This is a genomic window from Streptococcus sanguinis (assembly GCF_050234405.1).
Lineage (GTDB): Bacteria > Bacillota > Bacilli > Lactobacillales > Streptococcaceae > Streptococcus > Streptococcus sanguinis_W.
The window spans coordinates 1,237,464-1,253,183 of sequence record NZ_CP092117.1; the positions used below are offsets into that span (position 1 = coordinate 1,237,464).

The window sequence follows — 15,720 nt, forward strand, 5'->3', positions numbered from 1 at the left end:
TCTTATATTTCAAGAAATTGTCTGACAATTTAATCAAAAACTCTATATTAAGACCATTAAAGCAGCTCTTCTTTGATTTTTCCGATTTCCGTCTTTTTCAGCACCAAGTAAATCGTATCTCCCAGATAGAGGCGCGTGCTACCATTGACCGTTTGAGTCTTTCCCTTGTGGACATTCATGGTAATCAAGACCCCATCAGGCAAGTTTAGCTCATGCACCTGCCGACCAGCAATCTTTTCAGAAACAGGGATTTCAATTAAAGTTGTATCTCCCTGGTCCTCGATACTGTCTGGTAACATTTTTTCCAGCATGGCTTCATAGACTGGCGCTCCTTTTAGCAGATCCATGATAATGTAAGCAGTCAGAGTGACCAGTCCCAGCGGCATGAGATTACGGATGTCACCGACCATCTCTGTGACCAGAATCATGGCTGTCAGTGGAGCCTTAGAAATGGCACCGAAGTAGCCACTCATACCCAGAATAATGAAAATCGGAAATTGCTCCTGAGAAATCAAACCTAGCTGCAGACAGACCGCCCCCATTGCTCTGCCAAGCAGTGAACCCAGAGCAAGGATAGGCAGGAAAATACCACCTGGCAGCCCGCTTCCGTAACTCAGCATGCTCCAAACAAAACGCAGAACAAAAAACAAGAGCAAGGTTCCCACAGTATAATGACTAGCGGTCAAGGATAAAATCAACTGATTGCCCCCACCCAGCAAGTGAGGCAGGAAATAACCAATCGGAAGAATTAAAGCAAAGGCTAAAATAGGATAATAAGCTTCTGAAATTCGAAACAAGCGCCCCAAAAACTGGTAAACCTGTTGAATATTCAAAATGACTTTCTCATAAATATAGCCTGACAAGCCCAGCAGCAAGCCCATGACTAGGTAGATCCAGTACTGCTCCAGCTTCATGACCGGGATATTATCCGGCATCTCCAGCACTGGCGTCAGTCCAAACATGGAGAGTGAGACAAAGTTCGCAACTAGACTGGCCGCTAGCGTAGAAACCCAGAAAAAGCGTGAAAAATGGCGGTAAACTTCTTCTACCACGAATAGCAGTCCTGCGATTGGTGCATTAAAAGCTGCTGCTAAGCCTGCCGCCGCACCGCTAGCAATGAGCGCTCTCTCCTCAGCGGCACTCAAATTCAGAAATTTAGAGACGCCTTTGCCGCTCATAGCACCCAACTGAATACTTGGTCCTTCTCGACCCAACATCAGACCGCTTGAAATGGCTAAAATCCCCAATACAAATTTCTTCCAGAGAACACTCCACCAAGAAAGCGACATCAGGCCCTTCAGCTCTGCTTCGACCTGCGGAATACCTGATCCCTTGATATTTTTCTCCGACTTTACCCAGCGAGCGTTGAGCAAGACGATGAAAGCATAAAGGAACACCAAAGCCAGCAACCAAAGCATAGACTGCTGACTCCAATGGTAGACATCCTGCACTAAATGAAAGATTTTTTCAATCAGAAAGCGAAAAACGCCCACTACCAGTCCAGCAAAAATCCCAACTAAGACACCACGCAAAACCTGGGAAATAATTGAATGAGTTGCGAAATTAAATTCTCTCTTGATGTCGTCCTCACGTGAGCTAGCTTCTTTTGCCATTCCCAATCTCCTCTAAATATTTACTTTACCACTATTTTAGCACAAAGCAGGCCTGATAAACAGATGAAGTAAAAATTTCTTCTTTCAGTTTTCTTTTTTAAGGCTCTATACAAAAAAGTCTAGGAATTGTCCCAGACTTACTTATTTTCTTATTTAGCGCGCAAAGCTGCTTGAGTAATGTAGTTGTACGGTTTGTTGAAGTGTGGCAGGAAGAAAAGATCCAGCAAGGCCAATTTATCAATTGTAACCTTTTCCTGAATGGCCAATGAGAACATGTGAATCCCCATAGACATATCCTCTCTAGAAACCATCTGAGCCCCAAGAACTACACGCGTGTCCTTATCATAGACAATCTTAATTGTAACATCATGATGCTCAACCTTTTCAAGGAAAGTTGGTTTTTGAGTATCTTTAAACTCAACCACAGCTGGGCTATAACCAAAGCGTTTAGCTTTTTCTTCTGTCAGACCAGTTGAAACCATCTTCAAACCAAAGATTTCGATACCGTTAGAACCTTGAACACCATTAGACTCCAATTCATGACCGCAAGCATTATGAGCTGCTACGATACCAGAGCGCAGGGCGTTAGAAGCCAAAGCGATGTAATTTGTATCATTGATAGAGTTATCATAAACAGTTGCACAGTCACCGATTGCATAAACATCTTTGATGCTAGTTTCTTGCTTCTTATCCACCAAGAAAGCACCATTGCGGAATGTTTCCAACTTGCCAGCACCAAGACCAGTGTTTGGACGGAAACCAACCGCCAGAACAACCATATCTACATCATAGCTAGCCTTATCCGTTACAATACGTTCTACCTTGCTTTCACCTTCAATAGCCTGAACAGTTTGACCGAAGGCTAATTGAACACCATTGTCTTCAAGATTTTGACGCATCATTTCAGACAAGTCGTGGTCATAGTAACCTGCCAAGCAAGTATCCACAACATCAATCAGAATCACTTCTTTACCTAGGCGCTTGAAGGCTTCTGCCAACTCAACCCCAATGTAACCAGCTCCTACTACTGCCACACGTTCGATATGTTTGCTCTTGTCTTGCAATTTCTCAATAACATCTGCAGCATTTTGATACAATTTAACAAACTGCAGATTTTCCAAGGTTGACTTAAATTCGCGACTGTTAGGATCCATCTCAGCACCTTTAATCGGAGGCAGAATTGGCTGAGAACCTGTTGCCAAAATCAATTTGTCATAAGATTCTACATGCTCTTTACCGTCTACAATAGCTGTAACTTTTTTCGCATCATAATCAATTGACTCAACTGGTGAATTCATATAAACTTTTGCGCCTTTTGCTTCAAAAGTTTCTTTATCTGCATAAAAAAGTCCATCTGGCTTGCTGATTTGCTGTCCAATCCAAAGGGCCATTCCGCATGCCAAGAATGAAATGTTTGAGTTTTGGTCAAAAATAACTACTTCATTTTCTGCACCATAATTATCCAACATTGTATTAATACACGCTGTACCTGCGTGGTTTGCACCAACTACAACGATTTTACTCATAAGAATAGTCCTACCTTAATTTATAATTTACTAGACAAGTATATCATCTCCTGTGAGCGTTTACAAGAAATTTGCTCGAAATTTTCAAAAATTCTTATACAGCCTAAAAAGCTATACTACCGCTGTCTCATCGCTTCGAAAATACAGCTTTGTGCGAAAGTTAATTTTCTGAAAATATAACAATTTTAAGATTGTGAAACCGGTATCTTTTTGATATAATAAGGTCAGAGAGGTTAATTTTAGAAAGGTTGTGATAATGTGGACTTCGCTTCTCGCTCGCTTCATTTGATGGGGAGTACAATTTGCATCTCTCTCTATCATGAGCGAGCGGAAATACTCTTAGATGAGGTGGTCCAACTGCTTCATGTCTATAAAAATCGCTTCAGTGCCAATGATGAAGACTCTGAACTTATGACTATCAACCATTTGGCAGGAGTTAAAAGCGTCTCAGTTCATCCAGAGCTTTTTGAGCTGATTGAGCTGGGAAAATATCACAGCTTAGCAAAAGGCAGCCACTTAAATATCACAATCGGCCCTCTAGTCCAGACTTGGCGGATAGGATTTTCAGACGCCCGGCTCCCAAGTACAGAGGAGATTCAGCAAGTTCTGAGCCTGACTGACCCAAACTTGCTTGCACTGAATCCAGAAGACCGTAGTGTCTTTTTGGCTAAGAAAGGTATGAAGCTGGATCTAGGCGCTTTGGCTAAAGGCTATATCGCTGATAAAATTAAGGACTATTTTCTGAGTCAGGGAGTGACTTCTGCTCTTATCAATCTCGGTGGCAATGTTCTGACGATTGGGCAAAATGCAGTCAGCCAGCGCGCCTGGCGAATTGGCATCCAAAATCCCAAGCAGCCTCGTGGCAAGCACTCAGCTATCTTAGCTGTCACTAATCAATCAGTGGTCACATCAGGAATCTACGAGCGAACCCTTAGAGTTGAAGGGCAAAACTACCATCACATTCTGGACCGCAAAACAGGCTATCCTATCGAAAATCAATTGGCTAGTCTGACCATTGTTTCAGACAAGTCCGTAGATGGCGAAATCTGGACAACTCGTTTATTTGGCGAAAGTCCGACATCGATTCTGTCCCAGATTGAAGAGCAAGCAGGGATTGAAGCCTTGATTATCACCCAAGACAGTCAGCTCTTCTTCAGCTCAGGCCTTTTAGAGCAGATAATTCCTGCTTCTTAATTCAAAAGTGATAAATTTGCTGCCACACTAAGCGGTAACTCTATCGCTCTAGCTTTTATAAACATGCCCATTTAAAAACACCCTCTTTTTCTTCAGGTTTTTACTTGCCTTAAGAAAAATAAATGCACCTACGAGGGATTTGTATCTTCATTTCAGAAAGGAAATTTTATGTTAAAACTTATTGCAATTGTTGGAACAAATTCTAACCGTTCTACAAACCGGCAACTTCTTCAATATATGTCTAAGCACTTCGCTGACAAGGCTGAAATCGAGCTAGTAGAGATTAAAGATATCCCAATGTTTAATAAACCTGCTGACAGAAATGTCCCTGAGTTGGTATCAGAAATTGCCGAAAAAATCGATGCTGCGGACGGGGTGCTCATTGGAACACCCGAGTATGACCACTCTATCCCAGCTGTACTCATGAATGCTCTGGCTTGGCTTTCTTACGGAATCTATCCATTGCTGAACAAACCTGTCATGATCACTGGTGCTTCTTATGGTACACTTGGCTCCTCTCGTGCCCAATTGCAGCTCCGTCAAATTTTGAACGCTCCAGAAATCAAGGCAACTGTTCTTCCAGATGAGTTCTTGCTTTCACATTCTCTTCAAGCTTTTGATCAAAGCGGAGACTTGGTAGATCTTGACGTTGTCAAAAAATTGGATGCTATCTTTGATGACTTCCGTATCTTTGTCAAAATCACTGAAAAATTGCGCAACGCACAAGAATTGCTTCGCAAAGATGCTGAAGAATTTAACTGGGAAAAATTGTAAGATAGGAGACTGAAAGAATGAAATTTGTTGGAATTGTAGGATCAAACTACGAACAATCATATAACCGAAAATTATTGGAATTCATCCGTCGTCAGTTCAAAATTAAATTTGAATTGGAAGTCTTAGAAATCGATGAAGTCCCAATGTTTAACCAGGATGAAAAATGGGATGAAAGTTTCCAGTTGCGTTATTTGTATAACAAAATCACACGTGCAGACGGTGTCATCATCGCAACCCCTGAGCACAATCATACTATCAGCGCTCCTTTGAAGAGTGTCTTAGAATGGCTCTCTTACGAGGTTCATCCTTTCGAAAACAAGCCTGTCATGATTGTTGGTGCTTCTTACTACGACCAAGGAACATCTCGCGCTCAAGTTCACCTGCGTAAAATCCTAGACGCACCTGGTGTCAATGCTTACACCCTTCCAGGCAATGAGTTCTTGCTGGGCAAAGCCAAAGAAGCTTTTGACAATGATGGCAATATCACCAACGAAGGAACTGTGAATTTCCTTGAAACATGCTTAGATAATTTTATCAAATATGTAGAGGTCGTTTCAAAATTGAAAAAACCAAAACCAATTGAACCTGAAGACTTAGACTGCGGAAAACCAATCGCTACGACAATTACGGAAGTTGATCCAGATGATCCAGAATGGGTAGAAAAAGTCGCAGCAATCACTGGCGCTGTTTCAGGTGATACTTATGTCAAACTGGACCATGGTATCTTGACTGTTAATCAAATTGATATGTTCTTAAAAGCTATGCCATTTGAATTGACATACGCTGACGATAACAACCAGTTCCTTTACTACAACAACGCCCACCAAGATCCAGACACCATGTTTGCCAAACGTGTGCCACCTCAATCAGGTAGCCGCATGTCAACCGTTCATGGTTCTCTTCCACCAGCTCGGATGAAGAATGTAGAGTGGGTTATCGGAACACTTCGCAACGGAAACCAAGAATACGTACGTACAATCGTCCCAGGTTCACCTGCAGGCGTTATCAATACCCACAACTACCAAGCTATGTACTATCCAGACGGATCATACGCAGGTATCAATGAAATCGTCTTTAATTTCCAACCATGGCTTGACTGGTACTTAAAAGAGACTGGCCAACGTTTGGTTGGAGGCAGCGGACCATTTGCTCCTGCCGGAGGTCATGGAGACGCAGACGCTACTTCTGGTGCTTCTGATGCTGGAGGCGATGGAGGTCATGGAGACGGAGGAGCTGATGCAACTTCAGGTGCTAGCGCTTAATTACCTTACAAACTAAAAAGAATGGATCATAAGTCCATTCTTTTTTCGCTTTATTTCATTTCCTTGAAAGCTGCTTCTGCATCAGCATTACTGATAGCTCCAAACTGGATTTTACCGATTTTCCCTTGACTGTCAATGAGGAATTCAGTCGGGATACTGCGGATCTGATAGGCTTGGAAAATTTCTCCTGAAGTATCAAATAGAACTGGTACATCTTTATAACCTTGTTCTTGAAACCATTTTGGAAATTCCTCGACAGACTTCTCTCCTTGGAGACCTGGTGCTACAACTGTCAAGATTTCAAAATCACGATCTGTTTTACCAGCCAATTCGACCAATTCTGGCATACTCTTCTTACAAGGTCCACACCAAGAAGCCCAGAATTTTAGATAAACTTTCTTGCCTTTGTAGTCAGAAAGTTTGACTGTTTTTCCATCCATAGACTGCAAAGTAAAGTCAGGCGCCTCTTGACCGACAGCTGCTTGGGCGACTGTACTTGTCTGAGCAACTTCGCTAGATGAACTACTGGTTGTAGGCATAGTCATAGGCTTCTCTTCCTGTTCTGAGCAGGCTGCCAAAAAGGCTACAGCTGACACAGTTGCTAATAATGTAACGAATTTTTTCATATTTCTTTCTCTCCTTTTATCCAAAAAGTCCAGACAGGGCATTAAGCTGTCCTAACATCAGCAGAATTCCCATCAGAATAATCAGGGCTCCGCCGATTTTCTTCATCAGACCCATATAAGGCTTGATTTTATTAAAATACTGCATAACAAAGCTAGATGCCAAAGCTAGGATTAGGAAAGGCAGAGCCATTCCTAAAGTGTAAATCAAGGTCAAAATTGCTCCCTGAAAAGCACCATTTCCACCCGAAGCTGCTAAAGCCAGGACTGAGCTGAGAATCGGACCGATGCAGGGAGTCCAACCAAAGCTAAAGGTAATCCCCAGTAAGAAAGCAGACCAAAAATGATGTTTCTGACCGTTCTTTTTGAAAGTCAAGCTCTTTTGAATCTGTAACTGACGAATATTAATAAGCTCCATCTGATGCAGACCTAGCAGAATGATGAGGCTGCCCATCACATAACGAAAGGTCGGACTGTAAATAATAGTTCCTAAAAATCCAGCTCCAAAGCCAAGCAAAAAGAAGACTGTCGAGATGCCTGCAATGAAAAAGAGCGTTCTGACCATGCCTTGCCAAGCAAGCTCCCGGCCAAATACTTTTAGGGTCTTGACCTCCTTGTCATCCAATAAAATGCCAATATAAACCGGCAACAAAGGAAAAATACAAGGGGAAAAGAAGGACAAAATACCAGCTAAAAAAACTGACACAAAAAATAAAGGTGATTCCATTTTCTCTCCTCTAACTACTTACGTAGAAAATACATTCACTTATCATTATAAATGAATCTTATAGATTTTTCACAAATCGGCTACGGTAATTTTCTTGCAAACTCATGAGACTAGGAAAAGAGAAAATTTCGCTTGATGAACAGCAAAACCAGTACAGTTTTTTCAAACAGTAAAAAGCCGGAGAAAGTTCTACCGGCTTGAATATTTTAAAACTTAATAGACCTAATCATCTGTAACTAGCGGCAAATAAAGACTAATCTGGGTAAATTTATCTGGTTCGGACTGGATTTCCATATGGTAGTCGTCTCCAAACTGCAATCTTAAACGTTGATCAACATTTTTCAGGCCGACACCACCTAAGCGAAGGAGAGTCGCATCCATAGAGGTGTTGACATCAAAGCCGCGGCCGTTATCATAGATAGACAATATCAGTTGTCCTTCTTCTACTGCCGATGTCACTCTAATCATGCCTTGTCGGTCAATTTCCTTGATACCATGGTAGATGGCATTTTCAACCAAGGGCTGTAGTACCAGCTTGGGCAGTTTATAATCAGCTAGAGATTCATCCTCTTCAATCTCATACTGGAGCTTATCACCATAGCGCTGCTTCTGGATAAAGAGATACTGACGAACGTGATCAATCTCATCTTTGAGAGCAATCTGTTCATGTCCTTGATTGAGCGCCAAGCGGAAATATTGAGCGAGTGATTTTGTTACCTCAACAACACGTTTGCTGTCATTAAACTCAGCCATCCAGACAATCGTATCCAAGGTATTATAAAGGAAATGGGGATTGATTTGAGCTGAGAGAGCTCGGAGCTCATAGCGGCGGACATTTTGTTCTTCAGCCTTGACAGCTTCCATTAGTTGTTCAATTTGGTCCAGCATTTTATTGAACTGCTGAGCCAAGTCAACCAACTCTGGAGAACCCTTAGCTTCCGCTCGCAGATTTGAGTCGCCTGCTCCAATCTTCAGAATAACTGCTTGTAGATTCTGGAGAGGCTTAATCCACAAACGCAGGACAAACCAAATACCAGTTAAGCACATCAGGAGTGCTAAAACACCCATTCCCACAAAAGAATAAAGCATCTGTGACTGAAGCATTTGCAATTGCTCCAAAGAGGCAACGCCAATTAAAGTCCAGTCGCTGTCTGCGATATCAATCTGATAGACAAACGCCTGCTTCTGGTCTGCGTAACCGTCCTTGACCGAGATATAGGACTGCATAGCTTTCATTTCCTGACTAGAGGAATAAACACTCTTCTTAGGATGATAGACAAATTCATGCTGGCTATTGACAATAAAGCTAAAACCCTTCTTTCCTAGCTGAAGCCGATCCAGATAGGCTTTGAGACTCTTATAGCCGATATCCAAACGTAAAACACCGAGATTCTGCCCTGCTTCATCTACTACTTCCTGAGTGACAGAAACAACCCACTTCTCCTTCTCTGATGACAGAGATTCTTTCCGAGCAGGAGTCAAGACAGGCATGGCCCTGGTATGGATAGCTTCCTGATACCATTTTTCATTCATCATATCAGAGGATGTCTGCATGCTGATTTGAGAATCTGTTGAGACCACGCGCCCGTCCTTGGTAACCAATACTGCCGACACCAAATCCGGATCTGTTTCAATGATGGTTTTCATCAAAGCCTGTACTGACCTTTCACTACTTTCTTGATTCTGAGCAAACTTCCGAATCGTTTCTTCCTTGCTCAGTGTAGATGTAGTTTGCTTTAATTTCTGCAAATAGGAAGCAATGAACTGTCCGCTTTGCTCCATGCTATTTCGCGTCGTCCGCTCTGTCAGCTGCCTAATAGTCCCCGAGCTAGTCTGATAGTAAAGACTCCCAACAAACCCCAAGAGTAAAAGAACCAGCAGAAAAATATAGACAATCAACTGGATAAGAAGCGGATATCGTTTCATTTCTCCTCTCCTTTTTTAAACTGTCGAGGTGTCAGCCCGACCACCTGCTTGAAACGCTGAGAAAAATAGTTCATATCTTCAAAACCTACCTGCTCTGCTATTTCATAAATCTTCAAATCTGTAGTCAGGAGTAAGAGTTTTGCTTTTTTCATCCGCTCTTGGATCAGATAATCTTGAAAGGGCAAGCCTAGTTCTTTTTTGATAAGAACACTTAGGTAGGACGGACTAAACCCCAATTGGAAAGCCAAACTTTTCAGGCTTAATTCTGAATCAGCTAGACGCGCATGAATCGCCTCTTCCAACTCAGAGCGCTGTCCCTGATCGACTAAGTTTTGAATCTGGGCTCTTTTGCGTTCTTTATCAAGCTTGGTCTGCACCTTGGCCAACATTTCCTCAACATCATCCTTGGAAAATGGCTTGAGAAGATAGTCATCTGCACCGAGCTTAATGGCCGTCCGAGCATAGTCAAAATCATCATATCCCGTCAGAAAAACGATATGGCACTTAGGAGCCTGGTCTCTGACTAGCTTGGCCAGTTCGAGACCGTTCATCTGTGGCATGTTGATATCGGTCAGCAGGATGTCAGCAGGATTTTCCTGAAATTTCTGCCAAGCTTCTATTCCATTTTCAGCCTGGGCAATAACTTGCATACCAAACTGCTCATAGTTTACCAAGGACGCAATCCCCTGTCTTACCAGATACTCATCCTCTACAATCATAATTGAATACACAAGATTCAACTCCTTATTTATACTGGATTTATTATAGCAAATTTTCAATCAAAATGCTCTTAAACATAATCCAAAAGATAGCCGTAGCCCTTCTCCTCCATCTCAGCTTTTGGAATGAACTTAATGGACAGACTATTGATGCAATAGCGCAAGCCGCCCTTGTCCTTAGGGCCGTCTGTGAAAACATGGCCCAGATGTGAATTTCCAACTCGGCTACGAACTTCCGTCCGTGTCATGTTGAAACTCTTGTCTTCTTTGTAAGTCGCAACATCTGGACTGATAGGACGTGTGAAACTCGGCCAACCGCAGCCTGAGTCAAACTTATCCTTTGATGAAAAGAGAGGCTCTCCCGTCACCACATCCACGTAGATACCAGCATCGAACTTATCCCAATAGCGGTTAGAAAAAGCCCGCTCTGTATCATTCTTTTGTGTGACTGCGTATTCTTCTGGCGAGAGTTTAGCCTTAATCTCTTCATCGCTAGGCTTAGGATAGCGACTAGCTTCGATAACAGGGTAAGCAGCTTGATTGACATCGATATGGCAATATCCATTAGGATTCTTTTTTAGGTAATCCTGATGATAATCTTCTGCCTTGATAAAGTTTTTCAGAGCTTCTTTTTCGACAGCTAAAGGCTTATCGTATTTCTTAGCAACCTCATCAAAGACCTGATTAATAGTCTCAAGATCAGCTTCGTCCGTATAGTAGACGCCTGTCCGATACTGGGTACCCTGATCATTTCCCTGCTTGTTTTTAGAAGTTGGATCAATAATGCGGAAATAGTGAAGCAGAATTTCTTTTAGCGAAATTTTCTTGGCATTGTAAGTAATGTGAACAGTCTCAGCATGACCAGTTTGGGAAACTAATTCATATTTGGTCGTGTCACCCTTACCATTTGCGTATCCCGACACTGCATCGATTACACCTGGCACACGAGAAAAGTACTCTTCTACTCCCCAGAAACAGCCGCCAGCCAGATAAATCTCCCGCTTGTCTTCTTCCTTGACATCTTCTGTCTTTTGTTTGGCTACCGCTTCTGTCTTGCTCATTGAAGCTTTCTTGATCTGTTCAGGTGACGATTGCTTACCATTCCCCGCAATCACATAGACCAGTCCAAAGCAGACAAGCAAGCCAAGCAGAACCAGAAGAATCTTCCATTTTCCTTCCATGTTTATTGCTCCTTTTTACTTGATTTCTTTCAATGTTTTCTCAATATCTTCCTTGCTCATGTAGCCAATATGCGTCTTGGCAAGAGAACCGTCGCTGCCTACGAAAAGTGCAGATGGATAAGAGCGAATCCCGTATTCTTTCAGCAATTCACCCTTGGTGTCCATGAGAACTGGGAAGTCTTTATAATCCAAAGATTTGTACCATTCCTTGAAGTCATCGGCAGACTTTTCTCCATTAAAAGTCGGAGACACCACCGTCAGGACAACATAATCTTTTCCTGACTGCTCCTTAGCCAAATCATTGGTATCACCAAGTGTAGATAGACAGATAGAGCACCAAGAAGCCCAAAACTTAAGGTATACTTTCTTGCCTTTGAAATCAGATAACTTGTAGGTCTTGCCGTCCACACCTTGCAGGCTAAAGTCTTTTGCCATCTTGGTAGATTGCCCAGAATCAGCTTTTGTTTGCATATTGCTTTTATCACTTTTAGAAACTTCTGAGTTCATCTTCTGATTTGAACAGGCTCCCAAAAAGCCGACACAAAGCAGACTGATAGTCAATATTGATAACTTCTTCATTGTTTTCTTTCCTTTCAAAATAAGGAGAAAGCCGACAAAACTGACGACTTTCTTTCCTATGGTGGAATTCTTATTTGTCAGATGACATTTCGGATGAATCTTTCATGTCATCCTTCATGCTCGAATCGCTTGATTTCATATCATCTTTCATGTCAGACTTACTGTCGGACATCATAGAAGAGTCCTTCATGTCATCCTTTTTCATTTTATCATCAGACATGCTGGAGTCTTTCATATTCTCCTTCTTCATATCGTCTTTTTTCATATCATCTTTCTTCATCATGCTACTGTCATCCGTCTTCTTCATATCAGAATCTGATTTTTGATTAGAGCAGGCTGCTAGGACAAAGATACTAAGTGCAGCGATTGTAAGTGTAGTGATTTTTTTCATGATGTGTCTCCTTTAATTATATAATTTTTATCCAAATAATGATGCTAAGGCGTTTAAATTTCCAAGCATTAGCAAAATTCCCATGAGAATGATGAGTGCTCCGCCGATTTTCTTAAGCGTTCCCATATAAGGTTTGAGTTTTGCAAAGCGCTGTAATACCCAGCCAGAAGCCAAAGCCATTGCTAGAAATGGAAGCGCTAATCCAAGTGTATAAACCAACATAAGCAAGCCTCCCTGAAGAGCGCCGTTACCTCCAGAAGCTGCAATTGCTAAAACAGAACTCAGAACAGGTCCCACACAGGGCGTCCAACCAAAGCTAAAGGTAATCCCCAAGAGAAAAGCGTTAAGAAAGTCACTTCTTTTACTATTCTTTTTAAGTTGGATGCTCTTTTGCTTTTGCAGCTGCTGGATATTAATGATTCCCATCTGGTGGATTCCCAGTAGAATGACAAACCCGCCCAAAAAGTAGCGAAACCAAGGGGCATAGAGGACTTGCCCTAGCGCGCCAGCTCCGTAGCCTAAAACTAAGAATACAGTTGATAAGCCAGCTATAAAGCAGAGCGTCTTAGCTAGACCATACCAGGAAATGTCTTTTCCCATAAACCGAACCGTTTTCGGATGTTCTGTATCCAGCAAAATCCCCACATAGACTGGCATCAGCGGTAAAATACAGGGCGAGAAAAAAGAGAGAATCCCCGCCAGAAAAACAGAAATAAAGAACAAAAAACTTGTTGCCATTTAAAAAACCTCTCTATCAATTTCTGACTCTAGTATAAAATAAAAATCTCCCTAAAAATAGGGAGATAGATTTGAAAAAACTTGAATTTGATGTTATATTGCTTGAGATTTCTGGATTTGGCAAAAACATCCACCACATTGTGGCGTATGTCATCTATTAGCTTTCTATCTCAAAGCGCTCACTCTTCTGCTTATTTGGCAAAAAGAGAGAAAGTAGGATTCCAACTAGAGCTGGCACCAACCAAGGCAGGGAAGTCTGAGCAAACGGAAGGGCATTTACAATATCACTTACCTTTGTAATATTGAACTGCTGCCCAAGAATGCCCGCAAAGGAAATCACAGTCACTGCTGCTACTGTCAATTGCATACCGATTTTGGATAGTGGCAAGAATTTATTGACAATGACAATCAGTACGATAACAATGGTAATTGGATAGAGAATTTGCAAGACTGGAACAGAATATTGGATAATGGCATTGAGGCCAAGATTGGCAATCGCAAATCCAATCAAAGTAAAGACAGTTGCGTAAACTTTATAAGATACCTTAGGGAAAGTTTTATGGAAGAATTCCCCAGTCGATACAATAAGTCCCGCAGTTGTTGTAAAACAAGTCACAGTAACCATAGCTGCAAGGAAAATCTGTGCTGTAGGTCCAAAGATAGCCTGTGTCGCCTGCGATAGGACATAAACACCTGGATTGCCTTTGGCAATAATCTCGGCTGGAACTGGGAAATGATTGCCCAGAAAAGCCAAACCGATATACATGGCGCTAAAACCCAAGGCTACCATCAAACCAACAACCCAGATGGTTAAAACATATTCCTTTTTATTCTTGAAACCTAGCTGGTTAAGAGTTGTTACCGCAATGACACTGAAAGCCACAGAAGCCAAGGCATCCAAAGTGTTATAACCTTCCAAGAACCCTTGCCCAAAAGCTGACGCAGAATAAGCTTCCGCAGCCTGCTGAGGTGTCGTTGTTCCGTATTTCAAAGCTCCTAGAATGACTAAGATGATGATCAAAACTGCAAAAACCGGCGTCAGAATACGTCCAATTCGATCCAAAATCTTAGATGGATTCAAAGAAATCAGATAAGCAGCCGCAAAGTAAAGGGTCGTGAAAACAATCAACCCGATACCTGTCATATTTTTAGACAGCATAGGAGCGATACCAACTTCATAGGCCACCGTCGCAGTCCGCGGGATAGCAAAGAAGGGCCCGATTGACAGATACAAAGCTACAAGATAGACAATAGCAAACCAAGGCGCAATCTTCTGAGAAATCTCGTGGATATAGCCCTTAGGATTGAGCGTTCCAATAATCAAAGTCAGAACAGCAAGTCCAACCCCAGACAGAACAAATCCTGCAATAGCTGGCCAAAAATGCTGGCCAGATAATGTCCCAAGCGAGGGCGGAAAAATCAAGTTCCCAGCACCAAAAAATATTCCAAATAAGAGCAAGCCTGTCAAGGCACCTTTTTTAATCACAGGAATCTCCTTTAAATTTTTTCATGCCTTATCATTATATACGGAAATGGCCCGCTCCGCAAGACTTTTAACTTTTTCAGAATATTGATTCAAATCAAAAAAATATATGATTTAAATCGAATCATTTATCTGGAATTTTGAGCAAATTCCTCGCTTATTCACAGATTTTTTGGAGATTTTGAATGTTATAAAACGAAATAACGCTTTTTGTTTTAAATCGTATTCTGCTAACCCCACTATTACCTATATTTTAGATAGTTTCCTTTATTTAAACGGACACACTCTACTGTTGATTAATTCATGAAAAACGCAATCTTGTACTTCTCGATTCAAAACAAAATAAAAGAGATTTTTCAAGGTGAAAAGGTTGAGACATCCTATCTCAACCTTTTAAAAATGGCTATAAATCATTTAGCACTCTTTATACATCGCTAAATCTTCGGTACTTAATTTCGAATTCAAAAAAGTTCTTCTCTTGCAGCATATGGAAAATATCTCGATAAGCCTCCTCATCAAAGTGGTCTCCCAAATACAGGATTTCAAAGCTTAATCCTTCATATTCCAGAAAGGCATTGGTCGTTCGAAAGCCGTTATGCTTATAGAAATCCATACGTGCTTGACGTTGCTCTAAATTATCACATTCTTCATCGACACGTTCTACCTCAAGAACCATGGTCTTTTGATAAAACTCTGTCAGTTTATGAATAATTTCTCCCCCATAGCCATGGCTGCGAAGGTGCGGCATAATCGCAAAGAAGCTGACATAGAACATTTTTTCGTTATAAACTGCAAAAGCAAAACCAACAAATTCTTCCTCATTGTAGAAGGCAAAGAAATGAGACCGCTTATCGTTTGTATAACGGAGAAATTCGCTGATAGGCACCCATTCCTCTACAGGAAAAGCCTCGCGGTTTAAGGCCTCAACCTTATCCAAATCGGGAAATTCTGCTGTAATAATTTGACTAGTTAAAGACATTGCTA

At 41.7% G+C, this 15,720-nt stretch carries 15 protein-coding genes; 3 read left to right on the forward strand and 12 right to left on the reverse strand.

From position 1 onward, the window contains the following. Positions 1 to 56: 56 nt before the first annotated feature. A complete protein-coding gene (locus MFP28_RS06265; RefSeq protein ID WP_002906606.1) occupies positions 57 to 1,613 on the reverse strand; it encodes a ClC family H(+)/Cl(-) exchange transporter in 1,557 nt (518 codons plus the stop codon). Positions 1,614 to 1,762: 149 nt separating this feature from the next. Next, positions 1,763 to 3,139 carry a H2O-forming NADH oxidase gene (gene nox, locus MFP28_RS06270; protein ID WP_002906607.1) on the reverse strand — a complete coding sequence of 459 codons (1,377 nt, stop codon included), beginning with the start codon at positions 3,137 to 3,139 and terminating at the stop codon, positions 1,763 to 1,765. Positions 3,140 to 3,397: 258 nt separating this feature from the next. On the opposite strand from nox, the gene MFP28_RS06275 reads away from it, so the two are divergent. From MFP28_RS06275 to MFP28_RS06285, 3 genes are all read left to right on the forward strand, one after another. Beyond that, entirely contained in the window at positions 3,398 to 4,333 is a 936-nt protein-coding gene (locus tag MFP28_RS06275) for an FAD:protein FMN transferase (protein ID WP_002906608.1), read from the forward strand. Between the two features lie 168 nt (positions 4,334 to 4,501). Further along, positions 4,502 to 5,107, forward strand: a complete 606-nt coding sequence (locus MFP28_RS06280) for an NADPH-dependent FMN reductase (protein ID WP_002906610.1) — start codon at positions 4,502 to 4,504, stop codon at positions 5,105 to 5,107. 17 nt (positions 5,108 to 5,124) lie between these two features. Beyond that, positions 5,125 to 6,369, forward strand: a complete 1,245-nt coding sequence (locus MFP28_RS06285) for an NAD(P)H-dependent oxidoreductase (RefSeq protein ID WP_002904464.1) — start codon at positions 5,125 to 5,127, stop codon at positions 6,367 to 6,369. Between the two features lie 50 nt (positions 6,370 to 6,419). On the opposite strand, the gene sdbB is transcribed toward MFP28_RS06285, so the two are convergent. From sdbB to MFP28_RS06335, 10 genes are all read right to left on the reverse strand, one after another. Then, entirely contained in the window at positions 6,420 to 6,995 is a 576-nt protein-coding gene (gene sdbB / locus MFP28_RS06290; protein WP_002906611.1) for a thiol-disulfide oxidoreductase-associated lipoprotein SdbB, read from the reverse strand. A gap of 16 nt (positions 6,996 to 7,011) precedes the next feature. Continuing rightward, positions 7,012 to 7,719 (reverse strand): thiol-disulfide oxidoreductase-associated membrane protein CcdA2, encoded by a 708-nt coding sequence (gene ccdA2 / locus MFP28_RS06295; RefSeq protein ID WP_002906613.1) that lies wholly within the window; start codon positions 7,717 to 7,719, stop codon positions 7,012 to 7,014. A gap of 222 nt (positions 7,720 to 7,941) precedes the next feature. Further along, a complete protein-coding gene (locus MFP28_RS06300; RefSeq protein ID WP_002906615.1) occupies positions 7,942 to 9,645 on the reverse strand; it encodes a cache domain-containing sensor histidine kinase in 1,704 nt (567 codons plus the stop codon). After that, the gene (locus MFP28_RS06305; RefSeq protein WP_032909539.1) at positions 9,642 to 10,376 is read right to left on the reverse strand and encodes a response regulator transcription factor; all 735 of its coding nucleotides are present in this window, start codon (positions 10,374 to 10,376) and stop codon (positions 9,642 to 9,644) included. Before MFP28_RS06305 ends, MFP28_RS06300 begins: the two co-directional genes overlap by 4 nt. Before the next feature lie 59 nt (positions 10,377 to 10,435). Then, positions 10,436 to 11,545, reverse strand: coding sequence for a peptide-methionine (R)-S-oxide reductase MsrB (msrB, locus tag MFP28_RS06310; RefSeq protein ID WP_002906617.1), 1,110 nt, complete (start codon positions 11,543 to 11,545; stop codon positions 10,436 to 10,438). Between the two features lie 15 nt (positions 11,546 to 11,560). Then, positions 11,561 to 12,124 carry a redoxin family protein gene (locus MFP28_RS06315; RefSeq protein WP_002897617.1) on the reverse strand — a complete coding sequence of 188 codons (564 nt, stop codon included), beginning with the start codon at positions 12,122 to 12,124 and terminating at the stop codon, positions 11,561 to 11,563. 70 nt (positions 12,125 to 12,194) lie between these two features. Further along, complete coding sequence (locus tag MFP28_RS06320) at positions 12,195 to 12,515, reverse strand: hypothetical protein (protein ID WP_002906618.1); 321 nt, start codon at positions 12,513 to 12,515, stop codon at positions 12,195 to 12,197. 27 nt (positions 12,516 to 12,542) lie between these two features. Next, the gene (gene ccdA2 / locus MFP28_RS06325; RefSeq protein WP_002906620.1) at positions 12,543 to 13,253 is read right to left on the reverse strand and encodes a thiol-disulfide oxidoreductase-associated membrane protein CcdA2; all 711 of its coding nucleotides are present in this window, start codon (positions 13,251 to 13,253) and stop codon (positions 12,543 to 12,545) included. A 157-nt stretch (positions 13,254 to 13,410) separates the two neighbouring features. Beyond that, positions 13,411 to 14,739, reverse strand: coding sequence for a branched-chain amino acid transport system II carrier protein (brnQ, locus tag MFP28_RS06330; protein WP_002906622.1), 1,329 nt, complete (start codon positions 14,737 to 14,739; stop codon positions 13,411 to 13,413). A gap of 421 nt (positions 14,740 to 15,160) precedes the next feature. Next, positions 15,161 to 15,715 (reverse strand): GNAT family N-acetyltransferase, encoded by a 555-nt coding sequence (locus MFP28_RS06335; protein ID WP_002906625.1) that lies wholly within the window; start codon positions 15,713 to 15,715, stop codon positions 15,161 to 15,163. Between the last annotated feature and the right edge of the window lie 5 nt (positions 15,716 to 15,720).